Source organism: Sphingomonas suaedae (assembly GCF_007833215.1).
Taxonomy (GTDB): domain Bacteria; phylum Pseudomonadota; class Alphaproteobacteria; order Sphingomonadales; family Sphingomonadaceae; genus Sphingomonas; species Sphingomonas suaedae.
In genome coordinates, this window is the sequence record NZ_CP042239.1 from 338,446 (window position 1) to 365,164 (window position 26,719).

Consider the following 26,719-nt stretch of genomic DNA (forward strand, 5'->3'; position numbering starts at 1 on the left):
CGGGTCCCCGGCGAAGGTCGGGGCGCCGGTCGTGATGCGTTCTTGGCGTTACCCCGGTCCTGAACGCTCGGCAGCTGGGCCCCGGCCTTCGCCGGGGAACAGGGCTGCACGGACTACGGCTTTACCTGCTTCGACGGAATCGTGAGCGCGGCCACGAGCGCGCTCGTTGCTGCCAGCACCGCGGCGGCGAGCATGACGAGGCGGTAGCCGCTCGCTACATTGCTCTCCGCGTCCGCGCCGAAGGCAATGCCGAGCGCGGCGACGGCGAGCAGGCCGCCGACGCGTGCGGCGGCGTTGTTGATCCCGCTTGCGGTGCCGTCGGCTTCGTCCGGCACGGCGTCGAACACGATGGTGGTGAGCGGCGCGACCGTGATCGTCATGCCGATCGCGACGATCAGGAGGCCGGGGAGATAGCCGGTCCAATAGCTGGTCATTCCGCTCGACCATGCAAGCAGGGCGAAGCCGGCGGCGGTTACCGCAGGTCCGGCGATCAGCATCGTGCGTGCGCCGATCCGCTGGCCGAGCTTTCCGGCCAGGGTGGACCCTGCGCCCATCACGATCGAGAAGGGCAGGAACCCGGCGCCCGCTGCCGTCGCACTGAACCCCAGTTCGCGGATCAGCGCGAAAGGCAGCACGAACAGCCCTGCCGACAGCCCGGCATAGAGCAGCACGGTCAGCAGATTGGCACCGGAGAAGGTGCGGCTGGTGAACAGGCCTAGCGGCATCATCGGCGCGGTGGCGCGCCGTTCGACCCACAGCAGCAGGCCAATCAGCGGCAGCGCGCCGAGCAGCGCGATGCTGCCGGTCGCGTGCGCGCCATTGCCGAATGCGATCAGGCCGTAGCTGAGTGCCCCCAGCGCGGCGATGGCGAGCGCGGCGCCCGCCCAGTCGATCGGGGCGTCGTCGCTTCGCCCGCGATCCGCGGGCACGCCCCGCGCGAGCAACAGCGCGATTGCGGCGATCGGCAGGTTGATGAGGAAGATCGCACGCCAACCCGCGACATCGACCAGCCAGCCGCCGAGCGGCGGGCCGAGCGCGGTGGTAACCGCGCCGGCCGCCGCCCAGGTGCCGATCGCCGCGCCGCGCGCCTCACCGGTATAGGCGGCGCTGATAATTGCGAGGCTGGCGGGGGTGAGCAGCGCGGCGGCGGCGCCCTGAACCAGGCGTGCTGCGATCAACAGTGTCTCGTTTGGCGCCACGGCGCAGCCGAGCGAGGCGAGCGCGAAGCTCGCCAGCCCCCAGATGAACACGCGCCGCCGCCCGAGCCGGTCGCTCATCGCCCCGCCGATCAGGATCAGCGCGCCGAGCGTCAGCATATAGCCGGTGACGACCCATTGCACCGCGGCAAGCCCGGCGCCGAAATCCGACTGGATCGCCGGAAGCGCGACATTGACCACCGATCCGTCGATGAACCCCATCGACGAACCCAGCACGGTCGCGGGAAGCACCCATCGGGTCGCGCGTGTCGCCTGATCGGTTGCCGCCGGTACAGGCTGATCACAGGGCAGGCGGTGGGGACCGACCATCGCGTTCCTTCTTGCGGCCACGCAACACCGTTGCGCGTGTTCGCGTCATAGCGCAGAAGCCGCCCATGTCCCACTATCCCGCGCTCCGCCTTCGTCGCACCCGTAGTTCGGCCTGGAGCCGCCGGCTTCATGCCGAGACGCTGCTGACCCCCGCGGACCTGATCTGGCCGCTGTTCGTGACCGAGGGGGAGGGTGTCGAGGAGCCGATTGCCAGCCTGCCCGGCGTGTCGCGCTGGTCGGTCGATGGCATCGTGGCGCGGGCGAAGGATGCGGCTGCGGCGGGGATTCCGTGCCTGGCGCTGTTTCCCAATACGCCGGTGGAGTTGCGCACCGAGGATGGCGGAGAGGCGCTGAACCCCGATAATCTGATGTGCCGCGCGATCCGGGCGATCAAGGATGCGGTGCCGGAGATCGGGGTGCTGACCGATGTCGCGCTCGACCCCTATACCGCGCATGGCCATGACGGGCTGGTCGATGCGGCGGGCTATGTGCTCAATGACGAGACTGCCGAGATTCTGGTTGGGCAGGCGCTCAATCAGGCGCGCGCGGGGGCGGACGTGATCGCGCCGAGCGACATGATGGACGGGCGCGTCGGCCTGATCCGTGAGGCGCTGGAGGACGAGGGCTTCGTCAACGTCCAGATCATGGCCTATGCCGCCAAATATGCCTCCGCCTTCTACGGCCCGTTTCGCGACGCGGTGGGATCGCGCGGACTGCTAAAGGGCGACAAGAAGACCTATCAGATGGACCCGGCCAATGCCGAGGAGGCGCTGCGCGAAGTGGCACTCGACCTCGATGAGGGCGCGGACAGCGTGATGGTCAAGCCGGGCCTGCCCTATCTCGATATCGTGCGCCGGGTGAAGGAGCGGTTCGAGGTGCCGGTGTTCGCGTACCAGGTGAGCGGCGAATATGCGATGATCGAGGCGGCGGCAGCGGCCGGCGCGGGCGACCGCGACGCGCTGGTGCTGGAAACGCTGATGGCGTTCAAGCGCGCCGGATGCAGCGGCGTGCTGACCTATCATGCGCTCCATGCCGCGCGGCTGATGGGTGCGTGAAGATCGCCCCTTGCGCCGCATGATCGCCTACCGCATCACTCGCCCCAGTAACGCGTAGCCGGAAGGGGAGGCGATGAGCGCCGAAGCAGTCGCCGAACCGCAGCCGGGCGTTCCCGGATGGTTGAGCCGCGCCAGCGGCCCGCTGTTTGTGCTGACGATCCTGCTCGGCAGTTTCCTGCTGTTCCTGGTTCAGCCGATGATCGCGCGGATGGCGCTGCCGCGCCTTGGCGGTGCGCCGGCGGTGTGGAACAGCGCGATGCTGATCTATCAGGCGTTGTTGCTCGGCGGCTATGCCTATGCCCATTGGCTGGGCCGCGTGCCGGTGCGGCGTCAGGCGATGATCCATCTTGCGGTGCTGGCACTCGCGGCCCTGTGGCTGCCGATCGGGCTGATGGCGATGGAGATGCCCGCCGATGCGGAACCGGCGGTGTGGGTCCCCTGGCTGCTCGCCGCGTCGATCGGGCCGCTATTCTTCGCGATCTCGGCCCAGGCGCCGCTGCTCCAGCGCTGGTTCGCCGCCGCATCGGGGGGGCGCGATCCCTACGCCCTATATGCCGCGTCCAATGTCGGCAGCTTTGGGGGCCTGATCGCCTATCCGCTGCTGGTCGAGCCGGGGATGGCGCTGCACGCGCAAAGCTGGCTGTGGACCGGCGGCTATGCGCTGGTGTTCGTCGCGATCGCAGGCTGCGCGCTGTTGCTGCCGCGCAAGGTCGCGGACGAGCCGCATGTCCGGGCGACCAGCGCGGCGCCGTCCGGGCGCCGGGTGGCGCACTGGATCGCGCTCGCCTTCGTCCCCTCGGGCCTGATGCTCGCAACCTCGAGCTTCCTGACCACCGATATCGTCGCGGTGCCGATGCTGTGGGTGCTCCCGCTCGGCCTGTATCTGCTGAGTTTCACCATCGCCTTTGCGAGCAACCGCAAGATCGCGGTCATCCTCACGCGGTTCGCGCCGATCACGATCCTGTTGTTCGGCGGGCTGATGATCGCGGGCCATAACGCCAATCCCGAGTTGAACGCGCTGATGGCGTTGACGCTGTTGTTCATGGTCGCGGTGGCGCTGCACACGCATATGTACGATCTGCGGCCCGAGCCGGACCGGCTGACAGGATTTTACCTTGCCATGTCGGTCGGCGGGGCGCTGGGCGGCGTGTTCGCGGGGCTGGTTGCGCCTTTGGTGTTCGACTGGACCTATGAATATCCGATCCTGATCCTCGCTGCGGGCCTGTTGGTGCCGCAGGAATATCTGCTGCCGATCTTTGCGCGGCTGTGGGGCGGCGGTGCGCAGACGCGGCGGATCGGCGTGCTGGCGGTGGCGCTGGCGGTGGCGTTGCTGGTATGGTTCGGCCTGTCCGACGGATCGGACATGCTGGGCGCGCGGCGGGCGGGTATCCTCTATCTCGCCATCGCGGTCGTCGGCATTTTGACGATCGGGTTGCGGTTGCCCTTCATGATCGTGCTGGCCGGGTCGCTGTTCCTGTTCGGCGGGTTCCGGTCGCTGGTGATGAGCTGGCAGGACGATGTCCGCACGCGCAGCTATTTCGGCGTCTATACGATCACCGAATTTGCCGATCAAAAGCGGCTGGCGCACGGCACGACGTTGCACGGCGTCCAACTGACCGGCAGCGCGGAGCGGCTGAAGCTGCCGACGACCTATTATGTCCCCGGATCGGGGGTGGGGCAGGCGATGCAGGCGCTGCCCCCGCTTTACGGCGCGCGGGCGCGGGTGGGCGTGGTCGGCCTCGGGACCGGCACGCTGGCCTGCTACGCGCAGCCGGGCCAGTCGTGGCGCTTTTACGAGATCGATCCGGCGGTGGTCGAACTGGCGCGCGGGCCGTTCCGCTTCCTTGAGCAATGCCTGCCCGATGCTTCGATTGTGCTGGGCGATGCGCGGCTGCGGCTGGCCGAAGCGCCCCCGGAGAGCCTCGACCTGCTGGTGCTCGACGCCTTTTCGTCGGACGCAGTGCCGATGCACCTGATGACGCTGGAGGCGTTCGACACGTACAGCCGGGTGCTGGCCGATGACGGCCTGTTGCTGGTCCATATCTCCAACCGCTTCCTGTCGCTCGAGCCGGTGGTCGAGCGCGCAGCGAAGGCGGGGGGCTGGGCGGCGGCGCAGTTGACCTATCACCCGCCGCTGATCGAAGAAATGAACGAGGCGGCGACGTCGGACTGGATCGCGCTGTCGCGCTCGCCCGAGAAGCTGGCGCAGCTGACGTCGCGCGCGGATGGCTGGCGGCGGCTGGAGGGGCGACCGGGCTTCACCCCCTGGACCGACGATTATGCGACGATCCTGCCGGTGCTGCGCAGCCTGAACGACGATCTGCCCTGAAGGGCGCTGTCAGTCGTTCAGCGCGCTTTCCAGCGCAGCGATCCGCTCCGCCTGCGCCGCCGATTCGCGCGCGAGGGTGGCGATCGCAGCGTCGAGCGCGGGATAAGCGGGTTCTCCGGCCTGAATGCGCGCCGATGCGGTGAGTTCGAGATCGGTGACGATCTGCACCATTTCGCCTCGCGTGCGGTCGAGATCGGCAAGGGCGGTCTGCGCCGCAATCCAGCGCTCGTCGCCGACCGCGACGCCGCGCGCGACCGCGATCCGCGACTCGGTTTCCAGCGCCAGCGCGCGGAAGCGAGTCGCGATCTCCTGGGCCGTCGCGACCTGGGCCTTGATTCGCGCATCGAGCACGGGCTCGGGCGTCGCCACCGGATCGGGCCGCACCGGCTCGGCGTCGCTACGCGCCTCGATGGGACGTGGCAACAGCGAGGGATAGCCATCGCCCGCCGTGCTACATGCGGAAAGCGCGATTGGTAGGGCGAGGAGCGCGAGGGTTCTCATCGGCGCGGGTGTATGCCGCGAAGAAACTCTGCGCAACGGGCTTGCGTTTCGCGAAAACCGCTTCTATCTGCGCCCCTCCACTGCGCACCCGTAGCTCAGCTGGATAGAGCACCAGACTACGAATCTGGGGGTCGGACGTTCGAATCGTTCCGGGTGCGCCATTCAAAGCCCCGCCAGGCAACAGCCTGGCGGGGCTTTGTCGTTTTGAAATTCGGCTGCGCTGTCAGACGGCGTCTGAAAACGCGTCATGACGATGACGCAGTGCAGTGATAATAATGCTGCATGAGCGTAATGAAGCGAATCGCTTGTATTCTTCGCGGCAGGCACAGCTGGCAGTTAAGCCGGAGTCGGCCGGGCTATCGCACCTGTCTGCACTGCAAGCTGCGCAAACCGATCGGCGGGTGGCGCGCGACGCGGAACGCGGACAAGGGCTAGCGTTTGCTTCGGGAAAGCTGAAACGGTTGCGGCACCGGCCCGCGCCCCCGGCCCGCGCCCCCACCCGGCCACCTATATCACGCTACCGCTGGTTGGCCGGGTGGGGGAGCGGGCCGGTGCCGATTCAGTGGAGCTGAATCCGACCCTAATCTCCTTTCGGCCCCAGATAGTCTGCGCCATATACCGCCTTGCGGATATCGGTGTGGAGCGTGCCGTCGAACGGGACCGTCTGGACGAAGAAGACGACCGCCATGTCATTAGCCGGATCGACCCAGAACAATGTCGTTGCGGCGCCGTCCCAGAAAAATTCGCCGACCGCGCCGCGGTTGCGCTCGGGGCCGCTTGGGCGCGCGGTACGCACGGCGAAGTCGAAGCCGAAGCCGCCCTCGATCTTGCCCATCAGCCATTCGCGTTCCTTGATGGCAGGGTCGAGCTGGTCGGTAGCCATCAGGCGAATTGTCGCGGGCTTCAGAATGCGCGTTCCATCGAGTTCGCCGCCGTTCAGCAGCATCCGGGCGAAGCGCATATAATCGTCGATCGGCGCGACGATCCCGGCGCCCCCCATCGTCAGGATCGTGCCCGGAAAATTCATGCGCCGGGTCGCTTCGTCAGGCTGGCGCGTGAGGTTGCCGTCGGTTTTTACATAGGTCGCGGCGAGGCGGGGGAGGCGGTCCATCGGCTGGTGCCAGGCGGACTCGCGCATCTTGAGCGGGTCGAAGATGTGCTTCTGCACATAATCGGCGAAGTTCATGCCGCTCAGCCGCTCGACCAGCAGCGCCTGGACGTCGACCGCGACGCTATAATGCCATTCGGTCCCCGGCTCGGAAAGCAGGGGCACCTTCGCGAGGCGACGGCCGAATTCGGCGAGGTCGTTCTGCGGGTTGAGCGGATCGGCGGCGGCGAACGCCTTGTGCGCTGCGGACGGGCCGTCGCCATAGGCGAAGCCCGCCGTGTGCCGCAGCACGTCACGGATGGTGATCGGGCGGCTGGCGGGACGCCAGAGCGGCTTTCCCGCAGCGTCCGTGCCGTCCTGCACCAGCATCGTCGCGAAATCGGGCAGATAGCGGGCGAGCGGATCGTCGAGGCGGAACTTGCCCTGTTCCCATAGCTGCATCAGCGCGACGCCGGTCACCGGCTTGGTCATCGACCAGATCTGGACCAGCGTGTCCCGGGCGAAGGGGCGGTTGGCTTCGCGATCGGCGTTGCCGCGCGCGGCGAAATGCACCTCGCGCCCGTCTTTCCAGACCAGCGCCGACACGCCTGCTGCACGACCGTCGGCGACCATCTTCGCCAGCATCGCGTCGATGCGTTTGGTGTCGAGCTTGACGGCCTCGGAAGGCGCGGCGGGGGTCTGAGCGAGCGCGGGGGTGGCGGGCGTCGCAAGGGTCAGCGCCGTCAACGCTGTCACAAAATGCCGCATTCAGTCTCTCCTCATCCTGTTTGTCGCGACGCTAACCGGGTTTCGCGTGGTTGCGAAGAGCGTTCGCTTGCAGCGGCGGCGCGGCTGGGCCAAAGAGTCAGGCATGACCGCAGCATCCATGAATATCTCGCCGACCGACTTTGCCAGTCTGCTCTGCTCGCGCCTGTGTCATGACCTGCTGAGCCCGGTGGGCGCGCTCAACAACGGGCTGGAGCTGCTCGCGGACGAGCATGACCCGGAAATGCGCGCGCGCTGCCTGGAATTGCTGGCGGAGAGCGCGAAGGCGAGTGCGAACAAGCTGAAGTTCTTCCGGCTGGCGTTCGGCGCGGCGGGGGGCTTTGGCGACACCGTCGACACGCGGGAGGCGCAGGCGGCGATCGACGGGCTGTTCGGCGACAATCACCGCGTGTCGATCGGCTGGATGGTCGAGGATCCGGTGCTGCCCAAGCAGGTGATCAAGGTGCTGCTCAACCTTGCGCTGATCGGCGGCGACGCGCTGGTGCGCGGGGGGCAGCTGGATATCGGCGCGGAGGCGCGGGACGACATGGTTGAGATCGTGGTGCGCGCGCAGGGGCCGCGCATCGTGCTGGACGGCGAGCTGCGCGGTGCGCTGAGCGGTGACACGGGCGATTCGCCGGTGACCCCGCGTGCGGCGGCGGCGTATCTGGTGCACCAATTGGTGACGCAGGGCGGGGGCGAACTGCAGGTGTCGCCGCCCGACGCCGATGTGCTGCTGTTCGGGGCAGCGTTTAAGGTCGCCTGATGGCTGAAGTCCGCGTCGCGGCGCTGTACCAATTTACCCGGTTCGACGATCCGGCGGCCATTCGTGGCCCGCTGCTGGCGCTGAGCGTCGCGCAGGGGGTGAAAGGCACGCTGCTGCTCGCACGTGAGGGGATCAATGGCACCATCGCGGGGAGCGATGCCGCGATCGACGCGGTGCTTGCGCATGTCCGCGCGTTGCCGGGATGTGCTGAAATCGACGTGAAGTTCTCGCACGCCGCCTTAATGCCGTTCCACCGGATGAAGGTGCGGCTGAAGCGCGAGATCGTAACGATGGGCGAGCCCGACATCGATCCGCTGGCGGGTGTGGGACACTATGTCGCGCCGAGCGAGTGGAACGACCTGATCGCCGATCCCGACACGGTGCTGATCGACACGCGCAACGATTATGAGGTTGCGATCGGCACCTTCCGCGGCGCGATCGACCCGCAGACGCGCAGCTTCAGCGAATTCCCCGACTGGTTCCGCGCCAAGCGTGCCGAGATCGAGGCCGAGGGGCGCACGCCCAAGATCGCGATGTTCTGCACCGGCGGCATCCGCTGCGAGAAATCGACGGCGTTTGCGAAAGCCGAGGGCGTCGAGCAGGTCTATCACCTCAAGGGCGGCATCCTCGCCTATCTGGAGCAGGTGCCGCAGGACCGCAGCCTGTGGGACGGCGAATGCTTCGTGTTCGACGAGCGGGTGGCGGTGAAGCACGGGCTTGAGGTCGGCGAGCATGTGCTGTGCCGTGCGTGCCGGATGCCGGTGAGCACGGAGGCGCGGGAGTCCGGCGATTATGTCGAGGGCGTAAGCTGCCCGGCCTGTATCGGCACGCGGACCGAGGAACAGCGCGCCAGCTATGCCGAACGCCACCGCCAGGCGCTGCTGGCGGCGCAGCGCGGCGAGGCGCATGTCGGCGCGGTATTCTCGGAGCCTGACGCTGACTGACCCGATCCTCTACAGCTTCCGCCGCTGCCCCTATGCGATCCGGGCGCGGCTGGCGCTGGCGGTGAGCGGGACTGCGGTCGAGCATCGCGAGGTGCGGCTGCGCGACAAGCCCGCCGAGATGCTGGCGGCCTCGCCCAAGGGGACGGTGCCGGTGCTGGTGCTGCCCGACGGGCGGGTGATCGACGAGAGCATCGACATCATGCGCTGGGCGCTGGCGCGGAGCGACCCGGAGGGCTGGCTGGCGGGCGACGATGCCGAGTTGATCGCGGCGAATGACGGGCCGTTCAAAGCGCATCTCGACCGGTACAAATATCCCGAGCGGTTTGCAGCGGATGAGGTGGATCATCGCGCCGCTGGACTGGCGATGCTTCAGGGGCTGGAGAAATTGCTGGGCGAGCGTGCCTATCTTGGCGGCGAGCGGTTCGGCCTGACCGACGCGGCGATCCTGCCGTTTGTGCGCCAATTCGCGGCGGTCGACCGGGAGTGGTTCGCGGCGCAGGACGTCGCGCGGGTGCAGGGGTGGCTGGCGGCGTTTGTCGGGTCGGGGTTGTTCGACGGGGTTATGGTGGTGCGGGAGGTTTGGCGGAGTGAATAGCGGACCTATGTTAGCCAAACTCTCGATCGCTCGTGAAACGGGGTGCGTTCGCATTGGTGATTTGGCCGTGCTGGGTTCTCGTCACCATAAAAGTGCGGTCGAACAGGCAGTTGGCCCACTGGTGATTGGATCGCGAGATCACGGCAATGGATATGAGTGGCTGGACCTGGGCGGGATGACCTTTGGTGGAGAACAAGCGGCTCTCTCACTCTGTTTCTCGTCGGGATTGCTCGAAGCGATATCGTGGAATGTCCAGTTGCCTGATGCACCGATGGAGAGTGGTTGGCCTACGAAAGAAGCGATCGACAGCGAAGTTTCCTTTGTTCGCGGCGTGCTCCTCCAAGAAATGGGCATCGAACTTGGGTCGCAGCCTTGGGGAGAGTTGTGGAGCCACTTCGACCCTCGGGGCTTCATGGCCTCAAGTGGCCTACGCTATCATCGCTCGCCGAATATTTGAGTCCCGACCGCAGTGCTTGCCGCGCGGGGAATTCCGTTACGCGGCCAGCGTGGCAGGTCTTTGTATTGGAGCCACACTATCGTCGTCCCGGACTTGATCCGCGTCGGGGCTGATCTCTTCCGCAGTCGAAGAAGAAGCATTGGCCTGGCTCAAGGCCGGGCCGACGGTGGGGTGGGGGCAGGGCGCTGCCCCTTCTAGCCCTCTCCCGCTTGCGGGAGAGGGTGGGGTGAGGGTCTTGTTTCTTCTTTTTCCGGGTTCGGGGTGAGCGAGAGAAGAAGAAGGAGAAGAAGACCCTCCCCAACCCCTCCCGCGAAGGCGGGCGGGGCTTAAGAAGGAAGGGGAGGGGCCAATTCCTCCCCTGCACCGCAGGGGAGGTGGCAGCGCGCAGCGCTGACGGAGGGGCCGCCCCGCAGAGGGCGGAATTTTGCCGAGCTGATCACGGCGGTGTTCCACCGCCGCCCCTCCACCACCGCTTCGCGGCGGTCCCCCTCCCCTGAGACAAGCTCAGGGGAGGAATGGCCTCACCCCTTCACATTCACCACCTGGCGCAGCCGGTGGCGGATGCGGACCAGGTCCTGCTGCGCGTCCATCACCGCACCGATGTCCTTGTAGGCGGCCGGGCTTTCGTCCAGCACGCCTTCGTCCACCCGCGCCTCGATGCCCTGCATCGCGGCCTTGTGGTCCTCCAGGGAAATCAGCTTCTTGGCCTGCCCACGCGACATCACGCGGCCGGCGCCGTGCGAGCAGGAGCAGAACGACTCCTGGTTGCCCAGCCCCTCGACGATGAAGCTGCCCGTGCCCATCGAACCCGGGATGATCCCGAGTTCGCCTTCCCGGGCGCTCACCGCGCCCTTGCGGGTCACCCACACCTGCTCGCCGAAATGCACTTCCCGGGTCGCATAATTGTGGTGGCAGTTGATCGCGGCCTTGTCGGTCTTGAAGCCGGGGGCGTGCTTGCGCAGCGCCTCCAGCACGCGGACCATCATCAGCTCGCGATTGGCCATCGCGTAATCCTGCGCAAAGTGCATCGCTTCGATATAGTCGTCGAACAGCTGCGATCCTTCGGTCAGGAAGGCGAGGTCTTTGTCGACCAGGTGGAAGTCGAGCGTCTCCTTCACGATCGCCTCCTTGGCGGCGTTGATGAAGTACGTCCCGATCCGGTTCCCCGTGCCGCGCGAGCCGGAGTGGAGCATCGCCCACACGCGCTGCTCTTCATCGAGGCACACCTCGATAAAGTGGTTCCCCCCGCCCATCGAGGCGAGCTGGTCGCTGGTCTTGCCATCAACCTTCGGGTTCTTGGCGACGATCTTGCGCCAGCGGTCCTCGAACCGGTCGTACCAGGCGCGCGACACGCTGTTCGGCGTGCTCGCCCAGCCACCCTTGCTGTGGTTGGCCGACTGGCTCGACTCCATCCCCTTGGGCACGGCGCGTTCGATCTCGGCACGCAGTGCGGCGAGGCTGTCGGGCAGCTGGCTGGCGGTGAGCGAGGTGCGCACCGCCATCATCCCGCAACCGATGTCCACGCCCACTGCGGCGGGCACGATCGCGCGCTGCGTCGCGATCACCGAGCCGACCGTCGCGCCCATGCCCCAATGGACATCGGGCATCCCCGCGACATGGCGGAAGATGAACGGGAGCGAGGCGACGTTGCGCAGCTGCTGCATCGCGCCGGCCTCGAACGGTCCGGCGCTGTCCCACAGCTTGAGCGGCGCGTGATGCGTCTGGTGAACGGAAAACTGGGTCATCGGTCTGGTCCTTCTAAGGGAAGGGACGCCGATTCAGGATACCAATGAGCAATGGTTCCGATGAAGCTGCGCCCCGGCGGGCACAGCTTGCCCGCGGGTCAGGTCGTCGGTTCGCCGACGGTCGCGTTGAGGGTTGCGGGTTTGCTCATGGGGCGAGCCATTAACCGATCTCGGGGCGCGGCAAAAGGGTCGAAGTCTGACGCCACGGACGCGGACGGCCGAGCACCTGGTCGAGCGCGGTGCAGCCCAGGCCGCAGCGGTGCCGTTCGATGCGCGAGAACAACGTCGCGGTGCGGCCCGCCACGAGCTGAAGCGCCTGGACGTAAGTCGGGCTCCCGAGAAGGGAGGCGGCAGGGCGAACCGCATAGCCGCGGCGTTCGAACAGGTTCGAACGCTCCGCATTGCTGACGATCCGATAGATTGTCGATCGCGACACGCCGATCGTCTTCGCCAGTTCATCCAGCGGGATGAACGCGCGCTCGGCGTCGGGCGGTACCGTATCGGGTTCCGCATAGGGATTGGTCCCCGCCCCTCCGGCATTGAGATGGACGACGCTGGCGGTGCACACGAAATTGACGACCAGCAGCTCGGTGAAGCGAAGGCCGAAATGTTTCTTGGTCCCCGCCATGGCCAGGCACAGGTCCAGCGCGCCCAGGATGCAGCTATTGTCGCACGATCCGTCGCCGATCGGCCGGGGATCGGTCGCGCCCAGCGCCTCGATCCGCTCGGCGATGCGCCGCAGTCGCCCGCCGAGTTCGACACACCATGTCGCGAGCGAAGCGGGAACCGGGTTGGGCAGGGTCACTCCGCCCGCCTCGCCGATTTCGACCCAATTGGCAGCATGAAGGCGCAGAATGTTGCGGCGTACCGTCTCGAACGGGAGGTCCAGCGAGGTGGCGATCGAATTGATGGAGGGGCCGCGCTGCGTGGCAAGGCTGCGCATTTCGCGGTCGATCATGTCGCGCGTAATCGACATGACGATTGGCAGGCAGATCAGGCGTGCGCGCTGCACATCCTCCGGCAAACGCTCGGCGAGATCGATCGCTGCCGCGTATAGTTCTTCGCCAACGACGCGCGTGACGACCCGACAATTGTCCCGCATGGCTTCAAGTCTGGTTGCCATCGGCACCCCCGGCAGATCCATAGGCCGCTTCCGGCGGTGCGCGGAACTCCATGGTCGCAATCTGGGTAGGATAGGATTGCGCACGGCGAAACTCCGTTAAACTACTAAATTAATTGCAATTTCAGAACGATTCGCAAGAGGGACGTGGCCGGGGCGTGTATCGGGGCGATTGGCGTCCTCAGCGTTCGATTTGAGTTCGCGTCCTAACCCTCTGTTAACCCTGCCGATGCCATGAGTCCCGGCACGTGTGGGGGCGCTTCGTGGACGATCTGCTTCAAGAATTTATCGCGGAGACGCGAGAAACGCTGGAGACGCTTTCGGGTGAGATTGTCGCCTGGGAAGCGTCGCCCGACGATCGCGCGCGGCTCGATGCGATCTTCCGCTTCGTCCACACGGTCAAGGGAAGCTGCGGTTTCCTCGATCTGCCGCGACTCGCGCGGCTCAGCCATGCCGCCGAAGATGTGCTTGCCGATGTGCGGATGGGCGAGCGGGTGCCGGATCGCGCCCTGGTCAATGCGGTGCTCGCCGTGGTCGATCGGATCGGTGAGATTGTAGAGGCGATCGATGCCGGTGCGCCCCTTGACGACACGGGCGAGGATCTGCTGATCGCCGCGCTGGCCGGAGGCACCGCGGAGGTGGCGCCGACCAGCACTGCGGTGGCGCAACGCGCGCCCAGCCGCAGCGTGCGGCTGAACGTCGACCTGCTCGACCGGATGATGAGCGGCATGTCGGACATGGTGCTCGCGCGCAATGAACTCTCGCGCCGGTTGCGCAGCGCGGATGTCGACCCGCAGATCGAAGCCGCGCTGGAGCGCATGTCGGCCACCGTCGCCGATCTGCGCGATACCGTCACGCGGACGCGGATGCAGAAGATCGACGCGTTGTTTTCCGCATTGCCGCGCATGGTGCGCGATACCGCTGCGGGCCTTGGCAAGTCGGTGACGCTCCATGTCGAGGGCGCCGATGTCGAACTCGATCGCGAGATGATCGAGGTGCTGCGCGACCCGCTGGTCCATATCATCCGCAATTCGATCGACCATGGCATCGAACATCCCGCCGAGCGTCGCGCTGTCGGCAAGCGGGAGAATGGGCGGCTGACCGTTTCGGCGCGCCAGTCGGGCAACCAGATCATCGTCGAGATCGCCGATGACGGGCGCGGCATCGATGGCGAGCGGCTGATCCGCAAGCTGGTGGCGAACGGGCGTGACGAGCGCGAATTGCGCGCCTTGGGCGAGCGCGCCCGGCTGGAACTGGTGTTCGAGCCTGGCCTGTCGACCAAGGACGAGGTGACCGAGATTTCGGGTCGCGGCGTCGGCATGGACGTGGTTCGCGCGGCGATCGAGCAGATCGGCGGTCGCGTCGAACTGCAAAGCACGCCGGGGCAGGGGCTGCGCATCCTGATCCATGTACCGCTGACGCTGTCGATCATCCCGACCATCGTGGTCAGCGCGGGCGGACAGCGGTTCGCGATCCCGCGCCAGGCGATCGAGGAGATCGTCAGCGAGCGGAGCGAGACGATCCGGATCGATCGGATCGGCAGCGCGCGCGTGGTGACGTTGCGCGACCGGCGGATGCCGATGGTGGCGCTGGTCGAACAGCTCGGCATCGATGCGCCGACGCGCGACACTGCCATGGTCGCGGTGGTGAACATCGGCGAGGGCAGCTATGCGTTGCGCGTCGATGACGTGCTCGACAATGAGGAACTGGTGATCAAGCCGGCGGCGCCCGCGATCATGGCGACGGGGTTGTACGCGGGACAGACGCTGCCCGACAGCGGTTGCCCGATGCTGTTGCTCGACTGCGCAGGGCTTGCGCGTGACGCGGGGCTCCAGTTCGAACGGATACGCGAGATCGAGGAAGATACCGACGAGGCGGCAGTCGCCGATGCCGCGCTGGCGCTGATTTTCCGGGACCTGGACGGACAACGGCGCGCGGTGCCGCTCGACGTGGTCGACCGGATCGAGAAGGTCGGCAGCGGCGCGATCCAGCGCAGCGCGGGTCGGCTTCGCCTCACGATCGATGGCCGGATCGTCCCGCTCGCCGCGATCGCGGACGCCGATTCCACGCGTACCGGCTCGATCCTGCGCCTGCGCGACGGGCTGAGCGAGATCGCCTATGCGATACAGGAACCCGCCGACATCGTCGCATTGCCATCGGAAATGACCTGCGCGGACGCTCCCGGGCCGATCGCGGGCGTCGTGCTGATCGACGGGGAGCAGGTCGAGATGCTCGACCCGCTATGGCTGTTCGCCGAACATTGCGAGGAGGATGCCCGTCCCGAAACGCCGCCGCTGTGCCTGTTGGCGGGCGGCGATACCGGATGGATGGGAACCTTCATCCAGCCGCTCTTGGAAAGCGCGGGCTATCGCGTCGCGCACAGCCTGAAGCCCGGCGAGACCGCGCAGCTGGTCCTGACGCTCGACGCCGAACCCGATATCCAGTCCGATCCCGCGCGCATCGTCCGACTGCGCAGCCGCAAACGGGGCGGGGACGACGGGTCCATCTATCGCTATGACCGCGAGGCGCTGCTCGGCGCGCTCGCCCGCGCAAGCAATGGAGGCGGATGATGGGCGAGCAACTGTTTCTGATCGCGCATATCGCGGGGCAATCGGTGGCGATCGACGCGCATCAGGTCGAATCCGTGGTGGACATCGGCGCGATCGTCGCGGTGCCGCGTGCCGAGGGGCATGTCCGGGGCCTTGCGGCGCTGCGCAGTCGCGTGGTGACGGTGATCGATACCCGCGCCGCGCTGGGCCTTGCCCCCAGCGAGACGCCTGCGGGTCGCGCGATCATCACGCCCGTCGATGGACATCATTATGCCATGCTGGTCGACGCGCTTGACGATGTCGCGCCCTTCGAACTGCAACCGCTCGCGGCCGGGGTGCCCCTGTCCGACATGTGGCAGCGCGCAGGGCGGGGGCTGATCGAGCGTGACGGCGAACCGATCCTGAACATCGATCTTGCGGCTCTGGTGCCCGGTCCGGCTGCGCCAACTGCATGAACCGCGGTTAACCCCCTTCTTACCTATTTATTGGATAGTGCAATCAAGCTGCGCCAGGAAAACGGGAAGTTCCTTGTATGAAGACCTGCCTCGTCGTCGATGACTCCAAGGTGATCCGCAAGGTTGCGCGGCACATTCTCGAAACGCTCAACTTCGAGGTGCGCGAGGCCGGGGACGGCCGCGAGGCGCTCGACGCGTGTCTGGAGGCTTCGCCTGATGTGGTGCTGCTTGACTGGAACATGCCGGTGATGAGCGGGATGGATTTCCTGCGCGCGCTCAAGGACAGCGGCATCGCCGAAAAGCCCAAGGTCGTGTTCTGCACCACCGAAAACGGCATGGCGTACATCCGCGCCGCGATCGAGGCCGGTGCCGACGAATATGTGATGAAGCCGTTTGACCGCGAGACGCTCGAAAGCAAGCTCCAGATCGTCGGCGTCGTCGCCTGAAGGGAGGGGCCGCATGGCAGTTCCCAGCCAAGCGGCCGGCATCCAGCCGGAACCGCGTGAAGACACTATCCGTATCCTGATCGTCGACGATTCGGCGGTGGCGCGCGCCGTGCTGGGACGGATGATCGAGGGGATGGCGCGATTTGAGGTCGTTGCCTCAGTCAGCAACGTTGCCGCTGCGCACGCATTTCTGGCGCGGGATCGCGCCGATGTCATCCTGCTCGACCTCGAAATGCCCGGCATCCACGGGCTGACGGCGCTACCCGATCTGCTTGCGGCGGGGAAGGGTGCCAAGGTGCTGGTCGTCTCGTCCGCCGCGGACAAGGGCGCGGCGGCGGCGGTGCAGGCGCTGGCGCTTGGCGCTGCGGACACGCTGGTGAAGCCCGGGGTAGGCAGTTTTGCGGGTCGGTTCGCGGTGACCCTGGAGGAGCGGCTGGCGCGCCTGACGGATCGGACGGTCGATCAGTCCCCCGCATCGCCCGGCGCCGGACGGGTTCCGGCCGAGTTCGATATCGTCGCGATCGGCGCATCGACGGGCGGCATCCATGCGCTCAGCCAGATGCTGCGGGCGATCCCTCCCGCCTTCGAGATACCGATATTGGTGACCCAGCACCTTCCGGCCTCGTTCATGAGCTATTTCGCGGCGCAACTCGCCGTGCTCGCCGGGCGGCCTTGCGAGGTCGCCGAGGATTATATGCGGGTACGCCCGGGACGTATGCTGGTCGCACCCGGCCACGCCCATATGCGGTGCGTGCGCACGTCCGACGGGGTTGCCATTCGCCTGACCGACGAACGTTCGGTGAGCGGATGTATGCCGTCGGTCGATCCGATGCTCGATTCGGTTGCCGAGATTTTCGGCAGCCGCGGGCTGGGCGTCATGTTGTCCGGCATGGGACGCGATGGAGCGATCGGTGCGAAGAAGCTGGTCGATACCGGCGGCGGCCTGATCGTACAGGACCGGGAAAGCTCGGTCGTCTGGGGGATGCCGGGCGCGATCGCGGGCAGCGCGGGCGCGGTGCTGCCCCCCGACGAGATCGGCCGGATGGTCGCGAGCCAGCGCAGGCCGCGCGGATGAGTGCGACCCAGCCCCTTGCCTCGCCGGGCGCGATCAACGTCATCGGCGCATTGCTGGAACAGCGTACTGGCCAGCAGATCGCGGCCAACCGCATCTGGCGAATCGAGACCGCGTTGAAGACGGTGCTGCGCGAACATGGGCTGGAAACCGCAGACGCGCTGATCGCGCGGCTGACCGGTGCCGCCGACGGCGCGCTCGCCGACGCGGTCATCGACGCGCTGCTGAATCGCGAAACTTCCTTTTTCCGTGACACCGGTGTGCTGGAGATGCTCGTCGAAGCAGCGGCCTCGCTCCAGGCCGAGCAGCCAGGGCGGCGGCTGCGCATCTGGTCGGCGGGATGCTCGACGGGCCAGGAACCCTATTCGCTGGCAATGCTGTTCGAGGAGGCGGCGGCGTCGCGCGGCGTGCCGATGCCGGAGATCATCGCGACCGATGTGTCCGCAGCCACCGTCGCGCGTGCGCGCGCCGGGCGTTTCACCCAGTTCGAGATCCAGCGCGGGTTGCCGGTGCGGCGAATGGTGACGTGGTTCGATCAAGTCGGCGAGGAATGGGTGGTGCGCCCGGATCTCGCCCGGCGCATCCAGTTCCGGCGCCACAATCTGACGCAGGACCGCGCGCTGGTCGGCAAATTCGACATCGTTCTGTGCCGCAACGTACTGTTCTATTTCCCACCCGCCATGCGTGCCCGCGCCTATGCGACGTTGCGCGAGGCGATCCGCGATGGCGGCTTTCTGTTGCTGGGGGCCGGCGAAACGGTGATCGGCCAGACCGATGCCTTCGTCCCATGCATGGCATTTCGCGGGCTTTATCGCGCCGAACCGGCATCCGAACTGCGGATTGCGGTCGGATCGCGCTAACCCGGCTTGCGTTTCGGCGCGTGTCGCCGCATCCCTCGGGACATGCAGGACCGGGCCGAACTCAACATCATCGAGGCGCCTTCGCCCAATTTCAACGATCGCCTGCTGCCCGTCAGCATGATCGTGCTGCACTATACCGGGATGCGCAGCGCGGAGGAAGCGATCGAGCGGCTGCGCGATCCCGAGTTCAGCGTTTCGAGCCACTATCTGGTCGCCGAGGACGGACAGATCGTCCGGCTGGTGCCCGAGGAGAAGCGCGCCTGGCACGCGGGCGGATCGCACTGGCGCGGCGTGACGGACGTCAATTCGGCATCGGTGGGGATCGAGATCGTCAATCCCGGCCATGAATATGGCTATCGCCCCTATCCCGATGAACAAATGGATGCGGTGATCCGGCTGGTCGCCGACATCAAGGATCGGCACGGCATCACGCGCGGCAATGTCGTCGGCCATTCGGATATCGCGCCCGCGCGCAAACAGGATCCCGGGGAGCTGTTTCCCTGGGCCAAGCTGGCGCGGCTTCGCCTCGCGCTGCCCCGCCCGACGAAGAATCTGATGGACCCCGGCTGGAGCGATGGCGGATTTCTGCTGGCGCTGGAGCGGTTCGGCTATGACGTGACCGATCCGCTGGCGGCCACGGTCGCGTTTCAGCGGCGATTTCGCCCCGAATTGATCGACGGAACGATCGACGCCGAATGCCGGATGCTGCTGCTCGCGCTGCTGCTGCCAAAGCCACAGGGCGAAGACTGATGTTGCCGAATGTGCCCGAAGGGGCGCCGGTCCTGACTGCCGCAGCGATGCGCGCGGCGGAGGATCGGGCGATCGCCGCTGGATCGAGCGTCGCGGCGTTGATGGAGTGCGCGGGGACGGGCGTTGCCGAATGGGTCCACCGGCTGGCGGCGGGCAGCGAAGTGCTGATCCTGTGCGGGCCGGGCAATAATGGCGGCGACGGCTATGTCGCGGCGCGGGTGCTGGCGAGCCGGGGCGTCCCGGTGCGTGTGGCTGCGCTGGGGGAGCCGAAGACCGCGGCTGCGGCACAGGCGCGGGCGGCGTGGAGTGGGCCGGTTGAGGCGTTTCCGGGCGGCTTGGCCGATGGCGATACCGCTCCGATACTCGTCGATGCGGTGTTCGGAACCGGACTCACGCGCGCGGTGGACGATGCAGTCGCTGACGCGATCCGGCTTTTGGCGGGGCGGGCGCGACTGTCGATCGCGGTCGACCTGCCCAGTGGCGCGGAGACCGATAGCGGCGGAGATTTCGGCGCCGGGAAGCTCGCAAATTTCGACGGGACGCTGGCGCTGGGCGCGCTCAAGCCCGCACATGTCCTGCAACCTGCCGCCCGGCATTGCGGCGCGGTGCGGGTGATCGATATCGGGCTGGGGTCGCTCGACGCAGTGCTCCGGACGAGTCCGCGCCCGCAGATCGCGGCGCCGGGACCCGAGTCTCACAAATATACGCGCGGCATGGTCGCGGTCGTCGGCGGGCCAATGCACGGCGCGTCGGAACTTGCAGCGCGTGCCGCCTATCGCGCGGGCGCGGGCTATGTGCTGCTGCTGACGGGCGGGCTGCCGCACCCGCCCCATGCGATTGTGCGCCAGCGCTGGAGCCCGGATGCATTGGCCGATGACCGGATCGGCGCGGTGGTGATCGGGCCGGGGCTGGGGCGCGACGATCGTGCGCGGGAAAAGCTGGAGGCGGCGCTGGCGAGCGACCGGCCGCTGGTGATCGATGGCGATGCGCTGCATCTCCTCGACGGTCGCCTGCGCGGCCGCGATGCGCCGACGATTCTGACCCCTCATGCGGGCGAGTTCGCAGCACTGTTCGGCGCCGGGACGGGGAGCAAGATTATGCAGGCTCAAGACGCGGCCCGGAAGAGCGGTGCGGTGGTGGTCGTCAAAGGGGCGGATACGGTGATCGCCGCGCCAGGCGGGCGCGTACAGGTTGCTGCACCGACAAGCGCCTGGCTATCCGTTGCCGGGACGGGCGACGTCCTCGCCGGAACGATCGGGGCCCTGCTGGCGCAGCATGTCCCGCCCTTTGACGCCGCGAGCGCGGGAATTTGGCTGCATGGCGCGGCGGCGCGGATGATCGACCGCTGTTTCCTTGCCGACGAACTGGCGGATGCGCTGCCGGAAGCATTGGAACGCGCACGATGAGCGACGACTCGACCATCGTTCGCATCGCCGCGCGTGGCGATGGCGTCACCGCAGACGGTAGGCACGTGGCGCTCGCTGCGCCGGGTGACATGTTGCGCGCCGATGGCAGCGTCGCGTCGGGACCGCGCCATATCGATCCGCCCTGTCGCCATTTCCCCGAGTGCGGCGGGTGCCAGCTTCAGCATCTCGACGATGCTGCCTATGCCGATTTCCTGACCGGGCGGATCGCCGGCGCGCTGGCACAGCATGGCCTGACCGCCGAGATTCGCGCGCCGATCCTCTCGCCGCCGCGTACCCGCCGCCGCGCGACGCTCCATGCCGAGCGGCGCGGGCGGCAGGTGCATCTGGGCTTTACCGAACAGGCGAGCCACCGGCTGATCGACGTGCAGCAATGCGAGATACTCGATCCCTGGCTGTTTTCGCTGCTTCAGCCGCTGCGCGGCCTGCTCGCGCAATATCTGCCCGCCAGCCGACGGGTGAACGTGCATCTGGCGCTCACCGATCAGGGGCCGGACGTGCTGATCGAAGGGTTGGTGACCGACAGCCTCAGCGCCGTCGAGGCGGTGACGGCGTTCGCGACACGACATGCGCTGGGGCGGTTGTCGGTCGATGACGGTCTGGGTCCGGAAGCGCGCTGGGAACCCGATCCGGTGACGGTGACGTTCGGCGGCGTCGCGGTCCCGTTCCCGCCCGCAAGCTTTCTTCAGGCGACGCCCGAGGGCGAGGCGGCGCTGGTCGCTGCGGTGCGCGAGGCGGTGGGTGGCGCGACGACGATCGCGGATCTGTTCGCGGGGCTCGGCACCTTCACCTTCGCGATGGCGCCTTCGGCCAAAGTCTATGCGGGTGAGGGCGCGCGCGATGCGATCCTGTCGCTCAAGGCGGCCGCCGGGCGCGCGCAGCGCCAGATATTCGCCGAGCATCGCGACCTGTTCCGCCGCCCGCTGACCGCTAAGGAACTCGACCTGTTCGACGCGGTGATCCTGGATCCTCCGCGCGCGGGGGCGAAGGAACAGGCGGTCGAGCTGGCGGCGAGCAAGGCGCCGGTGATCGCCTATATCTCGTGCAACCCGGCGACGTTCGCGCGCGATGCGGAGACGCTGGTCAGGGGCGGGTATCGGCTGGATTGGGTGCAGCCGGTGGGGCAGTTCCGCTGGTCGACCCATGCCGAACTGGCGTCGCGGTTCAGCCGCTGACCGTGCTTCCGCTAACTGTGCTCCTGCGAAAGCAGGAGTCCAGAGTGATCAGTGACATCGCCTGTGGCTCTGGGTTCCTGCTTTCGCAGGAAAACGGATTTCAAGGATAGTCCGCGCGCACGAAATAGAGGCCGTCCGACGGCGCGTTGAGACCGAGACGCGCGCGGTCTTTCGCTTCCAGTGCATCGCGAAGGTCGTCGGCGCTCCACTGGCCGCGCCCGACCATCGACAGGCATCCGACCATCGAGCGCACCTGATGGTGGAGGAACGAGCGGGCCGAGGCGTGGATCGCGATCTCGTCACCGTCGCGCACCACGTCGAGCCGGTCGAGCGACTTCACGGGACTTGCCGACTGGCAATGGACCGAGCGGAAGGTGGTGAAATCGTGCGTGCCGACGAGGATTTGCGCGGCCGCGTGCATCGCATCGGCGTCGAGCGGATGGGGGACACGCCATTTCAGCCCCTTGTCGAAGGTCAGCGGCGCGCGGCGGGTGACGATGCGATAGACATAATGGCGCGCGATGCAGGAGAAACGCGCGTGCCACTCGTCGGGCACCACCTCGCACGCCAGGATCGCGACCGGCACGGCGCGCAGATGCGCGTTGAGCGCCTCCATCAGTCGGAACGGGGCGATGTCCTTCTCGATCTCCGTGTGCGCGCGCATTTCGAGCGCATGGACCCCGGCATCGGTGCGCCCGGCGGCGTGGACCAGCGCATCCTCCCCGGTGATGCCGCGCAGCGCATCCTCGATCGCGCCCTGCACGCTGGGGCCGTGATCCTGATATTGCCAGCCCATGAAGGGGCGGCCGTCATATTCGATGGTCAGCGCAAAGCGGGTCACAGCTGCGTTCCGGGGGGAATCGGGAAGCCGTTGAGCAACTCGCGCGTGGTGACGACGCCGCGTCCGGCGCGCTGGACGAGGGTGGGGCGGACGGCGCCGGTGGCGCAGGCGATGGTGAGCATATCGTCCAACACCGTTCCCCGGCGAAGGCCGGGGTCCAGTATCGGGCCGGTCACAGCTGGACCCCGGCCTTCGCCGGGGAACAGGTCGCCCGTGAGCACCCGGACACGCTCGCCGTCATGCTCGAACCACGCGCCCGGCGGGTTGAACGCGCGGATCTGGCGCTCGACCGCCTCGGCGGGCTGGTCGAAGTTCAGGCGGCTTTCGGCCTTGTCGATCTTGGCGGCGTAAGTGACGCCTTCTTCGGGCTGAACAACCTGCGGATGCGCGTCGAAATCGCACAGCACCTGCACCATCAGCCGCGCGCCCATGTCGGCGAGTTCGGCGGTCAACTCGCCCGCCGTCTTGCCGTCGATCGGCGTGCGTCCCTCCAGCCGCACCGGCCCGGTGTCCAGCCCGGCCTCCATCTGCATGATCCCGACGCCGGTCTCCGCATCCCCCGCAAGGATGGCGCGCTGAATCGGCGCCGCCCCGCGCCAGCGGGGGAGGAGCGAGGCGTGGACGTTAAGGCAGCCGAGGCGTGGCGCCTCCAGCACGCTGACCGGCAGGATCAGGCCGTATGCCGCGACCACCGCGACATCGGCGTTGAGCGCGGTAAAGGCGGCGACGGCCTCGGGGTCTTTCCTGAACGATAGCGGGGTGCGCACTTCGATCCCCAGTTCCTCCGCGCGGGCATGAACTGGGGAGGGGGTCAGCGCCTTGCCGCGCCGCCCGCCGGGGCGGGGCGGCTGGCTGTACGCCGCGACGACATCATGGCCCGCTTGGACCAGCGCGTTGAGGGTCGGCACCGCGAACTCCGGGGTGCCCATGAAGATGATCCGCATGGGGTGGCCTCTAACCCTATTCGTCGTCCCGGCGAAAGCCGGGATCTCGTGCGGCGCGCGCAACCGTATGAGATCCCGGCTTTCGCCGGGATGACGGATTGCCTACATCGCACCAATGGCATCGCCCGAGATCGAAACCCTGACGCAAGCCCTGTCGCGCCTCCCCGGTCTTGGCCCGCGTTCGGCGCGGCGGGCGGTGCTGCATCTGCTCAAGAAGCGCGAGAGCGCGCTCGACCCGCTGCTGCGCGCGCTGGAGGCGGTAAGCGAGCGGCTCGCGACCTGCTCGATTTGCGGCAATGTCGATACGTCGGACCCCTGCGCCGTGTGCGCCGACCCGCGCCGCGACACGCGGCAGCTCTGCGTGGTCGAGGAGGTAGCGGATTTGTGGGCGCTGGAGCGCTCGCGGCTGTTTCCCGGCAAATTCCATGTTCTGGGTGGCAAGCTCTCCGCACTCGATGGCGTGCGGCCCGAGGATCTGGCGATCGACAGCCTTGTCACCCGCATCGCCGCGGGTGGCGTGGATGAGGTGGTGCTGGCGATGAACGCGACGCTGGAGGGGCAGACCACCGCGCATTACATCGCCGAGCGGCTGGAGGGCTATCCGGTACGGCTCACCCAGCTCGCCCACGGACTTCCGGTCGGCGGCGAGCTCGATTATCTCGACGAAGGCACGCTTGCCCAGGCGCTCCGTGCGCGGCGACCGGTGGCGTGAACCAATCTTGCGACAGTGCCGCCAAATCACTAAATTGGTGACATGGCCATTCTCCCGATACTCGAAGTTCCCGATCCGCGTCTCAAGACCGTCTCCACCCCCGTCGAGAAGGTCGATGACGATCTGCGCGCGTTGATCGCCGACATGTTCGAGACGATGTATGCCGCGCCGGGGATCGGTCTCGCCGCAATTCAGGTCGGCGTGCCCAAGCGCGTGCTCGTCATGGACCTGCAGGAGGAAGAGGATGAGGAGGGCAAGCCGATCAAGGCGCCGCGCGTCTTCATCAACCCCGAAATCCTCGATCCGGCCGAGGAGATGAGCACCTATACCGAAGGTTGCCTGTCGGTCCCCGACCAGTTTGCCGATGTCGATCGTCCTGCGACGTGCCGCGTCAAGTGGCTGGATGAACAGGGCGATGCACATGACGAGGTGTTCACCGGCCTGCTCGCGACCTGCATCCAGCACGAGATGGATCATCTCGAGGGGATCGTGTTCCTCGACCACCTTTCGCGGCTCAAGCGTCAGATGATCATGAAAAAGCTGGAAAAAGCGCGCCGCATGGCGGCTTGAGCGCTTCGCGCCTCAGGGTATCGCTCCGGTCGAGTATGGCCTTACGCCGTTTGTGCTGAGCTTGTCGAAGCACCACTACCGCGCTCAGTGAGGGCGGGAGGCCGCCCTTCGACAAGCTCAGGGCAAACGGGTGTGGCGCGCGCCACCAAGCGCCTGATGCCCGGCAAAGACATCGGGTAGGCGATTCACGCGCTCCAGCCGCCGCTCGACAGCCCGGCAATCCGCGCCCTTGCCGCGCGATACTCGGCGTCCAGCCGGTCGACATAGTCGGCCACGGGCGCCACCTCATGCACTGCGCCGATGCCCTGGCCCGATCCCCAGATGTCGCGCCACGCCTTCGCCTTGCTGTTCCCGCCCGATCCGAAATTCATCTTGCTCGGATCGCTCTCGGGCAGATTGTCGGGGTCTAGCCCCGCCGCCTCGATCGACTTGCGCAGATAGTTGCCGTGAACCCCGGTAAACAGATTTGTATAGACAATATCGGAGGCGCCGCTCTCGACGATCCCCGCCTTGTATTCGGCATCTGCATTCGCTTCTTGGGTCGCGATAAAGGGCGAGCCGATATAGGCGAGATCGGCGCCCATCGCCTGCGCCGCGAGCACCGCACCGCCATTGGCGATCGATCCGGACAGGATCACCGGCCCATCGAACCAGGCGCGCGTTTCCTGAACGAACGCAAAGGGGCTGAGCTGGCCCGCATGTCCCCCTGCGCCGGTGCAGACCAGGATCAGCCCGTCGGCGCCCTTGTCCACCGCCTTGTGCGCGAAGCGATCGTTGATGACATCGTGCAACGTGATGCCGCCCCATGAATGCACCGCCTGATTGACGGCCTCCTGCGCGCCGAGCGACGTGATGACGATCGGCACCTGCCATTTTGCGCAGGTCGCAAGATCCGCTTCGAGACGGTCGTTGGAGCGGTGGACGATCTGATTGACGGCAAAGGGCGCGGCGGGGCGATCGGGATTGTCGCGGTTCCATGCGGCCAGCTCCTCGGTGATCCGGTGGAGCCATTCGTCGAGCATAGTCTGCGGCCGCGCATTGAGCGCGGGGAAGGAGCCGACGATCCCCGCCTTGCACTGGGCAATCACCAGTTCGGGGCCGGAGACGATGAAGAGCGGCGACCCGATAACGGGCAGGCGCAGGCGGTCGAAGAGCGCGGGAAGGGCCATACCCGTTTCATAGACGAACCGAATTGCGTGTCCAGATGCTTTACGTAAACGGCAAGGGTTGGCGTACCGGAAATTCGAAAGCGACGTCTTATTCCTCCCTTGAGCTTGTCTTAGGGGAGGGGGACCGCCGCCGCAGGCGGGGCTGGAGGGGCGGCCGTGCAGACGGCCGTAAGCCGCTCGGCAAAATTCCGCCCTCTACGGGCGGCCCCTCCGTCATCGCTTCGCGATGCCACCTCCCCTGCGGGGCAGGGGAGGAATGAGCACCGCTAATCCACCCGCCGCAACCCTCCTCGAAACCGCCGCTGGCGTTCGGCATAATTCTGCGCCGAGAGGAGCAGGCCTGCACGGGTGGTCGCATCGATCTCGCGCACCGCGCGCGCGGGGCTGCCGACGATCAGGCTACCAGGTGGAAATTCCTTTCCTTCGGTCACCAGCGCACCGGCGCCGATCAGGCAATCGTCGCCGATCACTGCGCGGTTGAGGATGATCGCGCCCATGCCGACCAGCACGCGATTGCCGATCGTACAGCCGTGCAGGATCGCGTGGTGCCCGATGGTGCAATCCTCGCCGACCGATAATGGCACGCCGGGGTCGGAGTGGAGCATCGCCCCCTCCTGAACATTGCTGCGCGCGCCGATGCTGATCGGGGTGTTGTCGGCACGGATCACGGCGCCGAACCATATGCTGGCGCCAGCGGCAAGGCGCGCATCGCCGATCACGTCGGCGCTGGGGGCGATCCAGGCATCGGCATCGATGACGGGTTCGACATCCTCAAAGGCATAGACCGGCATGATGGTCTCCTGACACGCATGAATGGCCGCGGCCAATGACACAGGCGAAACAAAGTTGTCCGGACGCGGAA

Annotated in this window: 25 protein-coding genes and 1 tRNA gene; 17 read left to right on the forward strand and 9 right to left on the reverse strand. The window is 67.0% G+C overall.

What is annotated here, in order from left to right; translation table 11 throughout:
- Positions 1-113: 113 nt before the first annotated feature.
- Positions 114-1,526, reverse strand: coding sequence for an MFS transporter (locus FPZ54_RS01675; RefSeq protein WP_145844504.1), 1,413 nt, complete (start codon positions 1,524-1,526; stop codon positions 114-116).
- Positions 1,527-1,591: 65 nt separating this feature from the next.
- Here FPZ54_RS01675 and hemB point away from each other — a divergent pair, with 65 nt between their 5' ends.
- Both hemB and FPZ54_RS01685 read left to right on the forward strand, forming a co-directional pair.
- Complete coding sequence (hemB, locus tag FPZ54_RS01680; protein WP_145844506.1) at positions 1,592-2,581, forward strand: porphobilinogen synthase; 990 nt, start codon at positions 1,592-1,594, stop codon at positions 2,579-2,581.
- Between the two features lie 73 nt (positions 2,582-2,654).
- Positions 2,655-4,910 carry a spermidine synthase gene (locus FPZ54_RS01685; protein WP_186456872.1) on the forward strand — a complete coding sequence of 752 codons (2,256 nt, stop codon included), beginning with the start codon at positions 2,655-2,657 and terminating at the stop codon, positions 4,908-4,910.
- A gap of 9 nt (positions 4,911-4,919) precedes the next feature.
- Here the strand turns inward: FPZ54_RS01685 and FPZ54_RS01690 are convergent, their stop codons facing one another.
- Positions 4,920-5,333: a hypothetical protein gene (locus FPZ54_RS01690; RefSeq protein ID WP_186456873.1), complete on the reverse strand. Its 414-nt coding sequence runs from the start codon at positions 5,331-5,333 to the stop codon at positions 4,920-4,922.
- A 162-nt stretch (positions 5,334-5,495) separates the two neighbouring features.
- Between FPZ54_RS01690 and FPZ54_RS01695 the strand changes: the two genes are divergently transcribed.
- Positions 5,496-5,572: transfer RNA gene (locus tag FPZ54_RS01695), tRNA-Arg, on the forward strand.
- Positions 5,573-5,991: 419 nt separating this feature from the next.
- Here the strand turns inward: FPZ54_RS01695 and FPZ54_RS01700 are convergent.
- Positions 5,992-7,266 carry a serine hydrolase domain-containing protein gene (locus FPZ54_RS01700; RefSeq protein ID WP_145844508.1) on the reverse strand — a complete coding sequence of 425 codons (1,275 nt, stop codon included), beginning with the start codon at positions 7,264-7,266 and terminating at the stop codon, positions 5,992-5,994.
- 118 nt (positions 7,267-7,384) lie between these two features.
- On the opposite strand from FPZ54_RS01700, the gene FPZ54_RS01705 reads away from it, so the two are divergent.
- Genes FPZ54_RS01705 through FPZ54_RS01720 form a run of 4 tightly spaced genes read left to right on the forward strand, consistent with a single transcriptional unit; the run spans position 7,385 to position 10,025 of the window.
- On the forward strand, positions 7,385-8,029 hold the full coding sequence (locus tag FPZ54_RS01705; RefSeq protein WP_066655533.1) for a histidine phosphotransferase family protein: 645 nt from the start codon (positions 7,385-7,387) through the stop codon (positions 8,027-8,029).
- Positions 8,029-8,973 (forward strand): oxygen-dependent tRNA uridine(34) hydroxylase TrhO, encoded by a 945-nt coding sequence (gene trhO / locus FPZ54_RS01710; RefSeq protein WP_145844509.1) that lies wholly within the window; start codon positions 8,029-8,031, stop codon positions 8,971-8,973. The genes FPZ54_RS01705 and trhO overlap by 1 nt, the downstream gene beginning before the upstream one ends.
- Positions 8,936-9,568, forward strand: a complete 633-nt coding sequence (locus FPZ54_RS01715; RefSeq protein ID WP_239019670.1) for a glutathione S-transferase — start codon at positions 8,936-8,938, stop codon at positions 9,566-9,568. Before trhO ends, FPZ54_RS01715 begins: the two co-directional genes overlap by 38 nt.
- Before the next feature lie 7 nt (positions 9,569-9,575).
- Positions 9,576-10,025 carry a hypothetical protein gene (locus FPZ54_RS01720; protein WP_145844510.1) on the forward strand — a complete coding sequence of 150 codons (450 nt, stop codon included), beginning with the start codon at positions 9,576-9,578 and terminating at the stop codon, positions 10,023-10,025.
- 521 nt (positions 10,026-10,546) lie between these two features.
- Here FPZ54_RS01720 and FPZ54_RS01725 read toward each other — a convergent pair.
- Together FPZ54_RS01725 and FPZ54_RS01730 are read right to left on the reverse strand one after the other, a co-directional pair.
- Complete coding sequence (locus tag FPZ54_RS01725) at positions 10,547-11,770, reverse strand: RtcB family protein (protein WP_145844512.1); 1,224 nt, start codon at positions 11,768-11,770, stop codon at positions 10,547-10,549.
- Positions 11,771-11,930: 160 nt separating this feature from the next.
- Entirely contained in the window at positions 11,931-12,893 is a 963-nt protein-coding gene (locus FPZ54_RS01730) for a hypothetical protein (protein ID WP_145844514.1), read from the reverse strand.
- 260 nt (positions 12,894-13,153) lie between these two features.
- Here FPZ54_RS01730 and FPZ54_RS01735 point away from each other — a divergent pair, with 260 nt between their 5' ends.
- The 8 genes from FPZ54_RS01735 (at position 13,154) to FPZ54_RS01770 (ending at position 21,621) form a co-directional block, all read left to right on the forward strand.
- Positions 13,154-15,460: a chemotaxis protein CheA gene (locus FPZ54_RS01735; RefSeq protein WP_145844515.1), complete on the forward strand. Its 2,307-nt coding sequence runs from the start codon at positions 13,154-13,156 to the stop codon at positions 15,458-15,460.
- The gene (locus FPZ54_RS01740) at positions 15,460-15,894 is read left to right on the forward strand and encodes a chemotaxis protein CheW (RefSeq protein ID WP_145844516.1); all 435 of its coding nucleotides are present in this window, start codon (positions 15,460-15,462) and stop codon (positions 15,892-15,894) included. Before FPZ54_RS01735 ends, FPZ54_RS01740 begins: the two co-directional genes overlap by 1 nt.
- Positions 15,895-15,971: 77 nt before the next feature.
- Complete coding sequence (locus FPZ54_RS01745) at positions 15,972-16,340, forward strand: response regulator (protein ID WP_145844518.1); 369 nt, start codon at positions 15,972-15,974, stop codon at positions 16,338-16,340.
- Between the two features lie 13 nt (positions 16,341-16,353).
- On the forward strand, positions 16,354-17,415 hold the full coding sequence (locus FPZ54_RS01750) for a chemotaxis protein CheB (RefSeq protein ID WP_145844520.1): 1,062 nt from the start codon (positions 16,354-16,356) through the stop codon (positions 17,413-17,415).
- Positions 17,412-18,272, forward strand: a complete 861-nt coding sequence (locus tag FPZ54_RS01755) for a CheR family methyltransferase (RefSeq protein WP_145844521.1) — start codon at positions 17,412-17,414, stop codon at positions 18,270-18,272. The genes FPZ54_RS01750 and FPZ54_RS01755 overlap by 4 nt, the downstream gene beginning before the upstream one ends.
- 42 nt (positions 18,273-18,314) lie before the next feature.
- Positions 18,315-19,022 (forward strand): N-acetylmuramoyl-L-alanine amidase, encoded by a 708-nt coding sequence (locus FPZ54_RS01760; RefSeq protein WP_145844523.1) that lies wholly within the window; start codon positions 18,315-18,317, stop codon positions 19,020-19,022.
- Complete coding sequence (locus tag FPZ54_RS01765; RefSeq protein ID WP_145844525.1) at positions 19,022-20,428, forward strand: NAD(P)H-hydrate dehydratase; 1,407 nt, start codon at positions 19,022-19,024, stop codon at positions 20,426-20,428. The genes FPZ54_RS01760 and FPZ54_RS01765 overlap by 1 nt, the downstream gene beginning before the upstream one ends.
- Entirely contained in the window at positions 20,425-21,621 is a 1,197-nt protein-coding gene (locus FPZ54_RS01770; RefSeq protein WP_145844526.1) for a class I SAM-dependent RNA methyltransferase, read from the forward strand. Before FPZ54_RS01765 ends, FPZ54_RS01770 begins: the two co-directional genes overlap by 4 nt.
- A 100-nt stretch (positions 21,622-21,721) precedes the next feature.
- Here FPZ54_RS01770 and truA read toward each other — a convergent pair whose 3' ends face one another.
- Positions 21,722-22,462 (reverse strand): tRNA pseudouridine(38-40) synthase TruA, encoded by a 741-nt coding sequence (gene truA / locus FPZ54_RS01775; protein WP_145844528.1) that lies wholly within the window; start codon positions 22,460-22,462, stop codon positions 21,722-21,724.
- Complete coding sequence (fmt, locus tag FPZ54_RS01780) at positions 22,459-23,406, reverse strand: methionyl-tRNA formyltransferase (protein WP_145844530.1); 948 nt, start codon at positions 23,404-23,406, stop codon at positions 22,459-22,461. The genes truA and fmt overlap by 4 nt, the downstream gene beginning before the upstream one ends.
- Positions 23,407-23,521: 115 nt before the next feature.
- On the opposite strand from fmt, the gene recR reads away from it, so the two are divergent.
- Positions 23,522-24,118 (forward strand): recombination mediator RecR, encoded by a 597-nt coding sequence (recR, locus tag FPZ54_RS01785; RefSeq protein ID WP_145844531.1) that lies wholly within the window; start codon positions 23,522-23,524, stop codon positions 24,116-24,118.
- A gap of 42 nt (positions 24,119-24,160) precedes the next feature.
- Positions 24,161-24,688, forward strand: a complete 528-nt coding sequence (gene def, locus FPZ54_RS01790) for a peptide deformylase (RefSeq protein ID WP_145844533.1) — start codon at positions 24,161-24,163, stop codon at positions 24,686-24,688.
- A 185-nt stretch (positions 24,689-24,873) separates the two neighbouring features.
- Here def and FPZ54_RS01795 read toward each other — a convergent pair whose 3' ends face one another.
- Positions 24,874-25,857: an NAD(P)H-dependent flavin oxidoreductase gene (locus tag FPZ54_RS01795; RefSeq protein WP_145844535.1), complete on the reverse strand. Its 984-nt coding sequence runs from the start codon at positions 25,855-25,857 to the stop codon at positions 24,874-24,876.
- Between the two features lie 266 nt (positions 25,858-26,123).
- Positions 26,124-26,648: a gamma carbonic anhydrase family protein gene (locus FPZ54_RS01800; protein WP_145844536.1), complete on the reverse strand. Its 525-nt coding sequence runs from the start codon at positions 26,646-26,648 to the stop codon at positions 26,124-26,126.
- Positions 26,649-26,719: the final 71 nt, after the last annotated feature.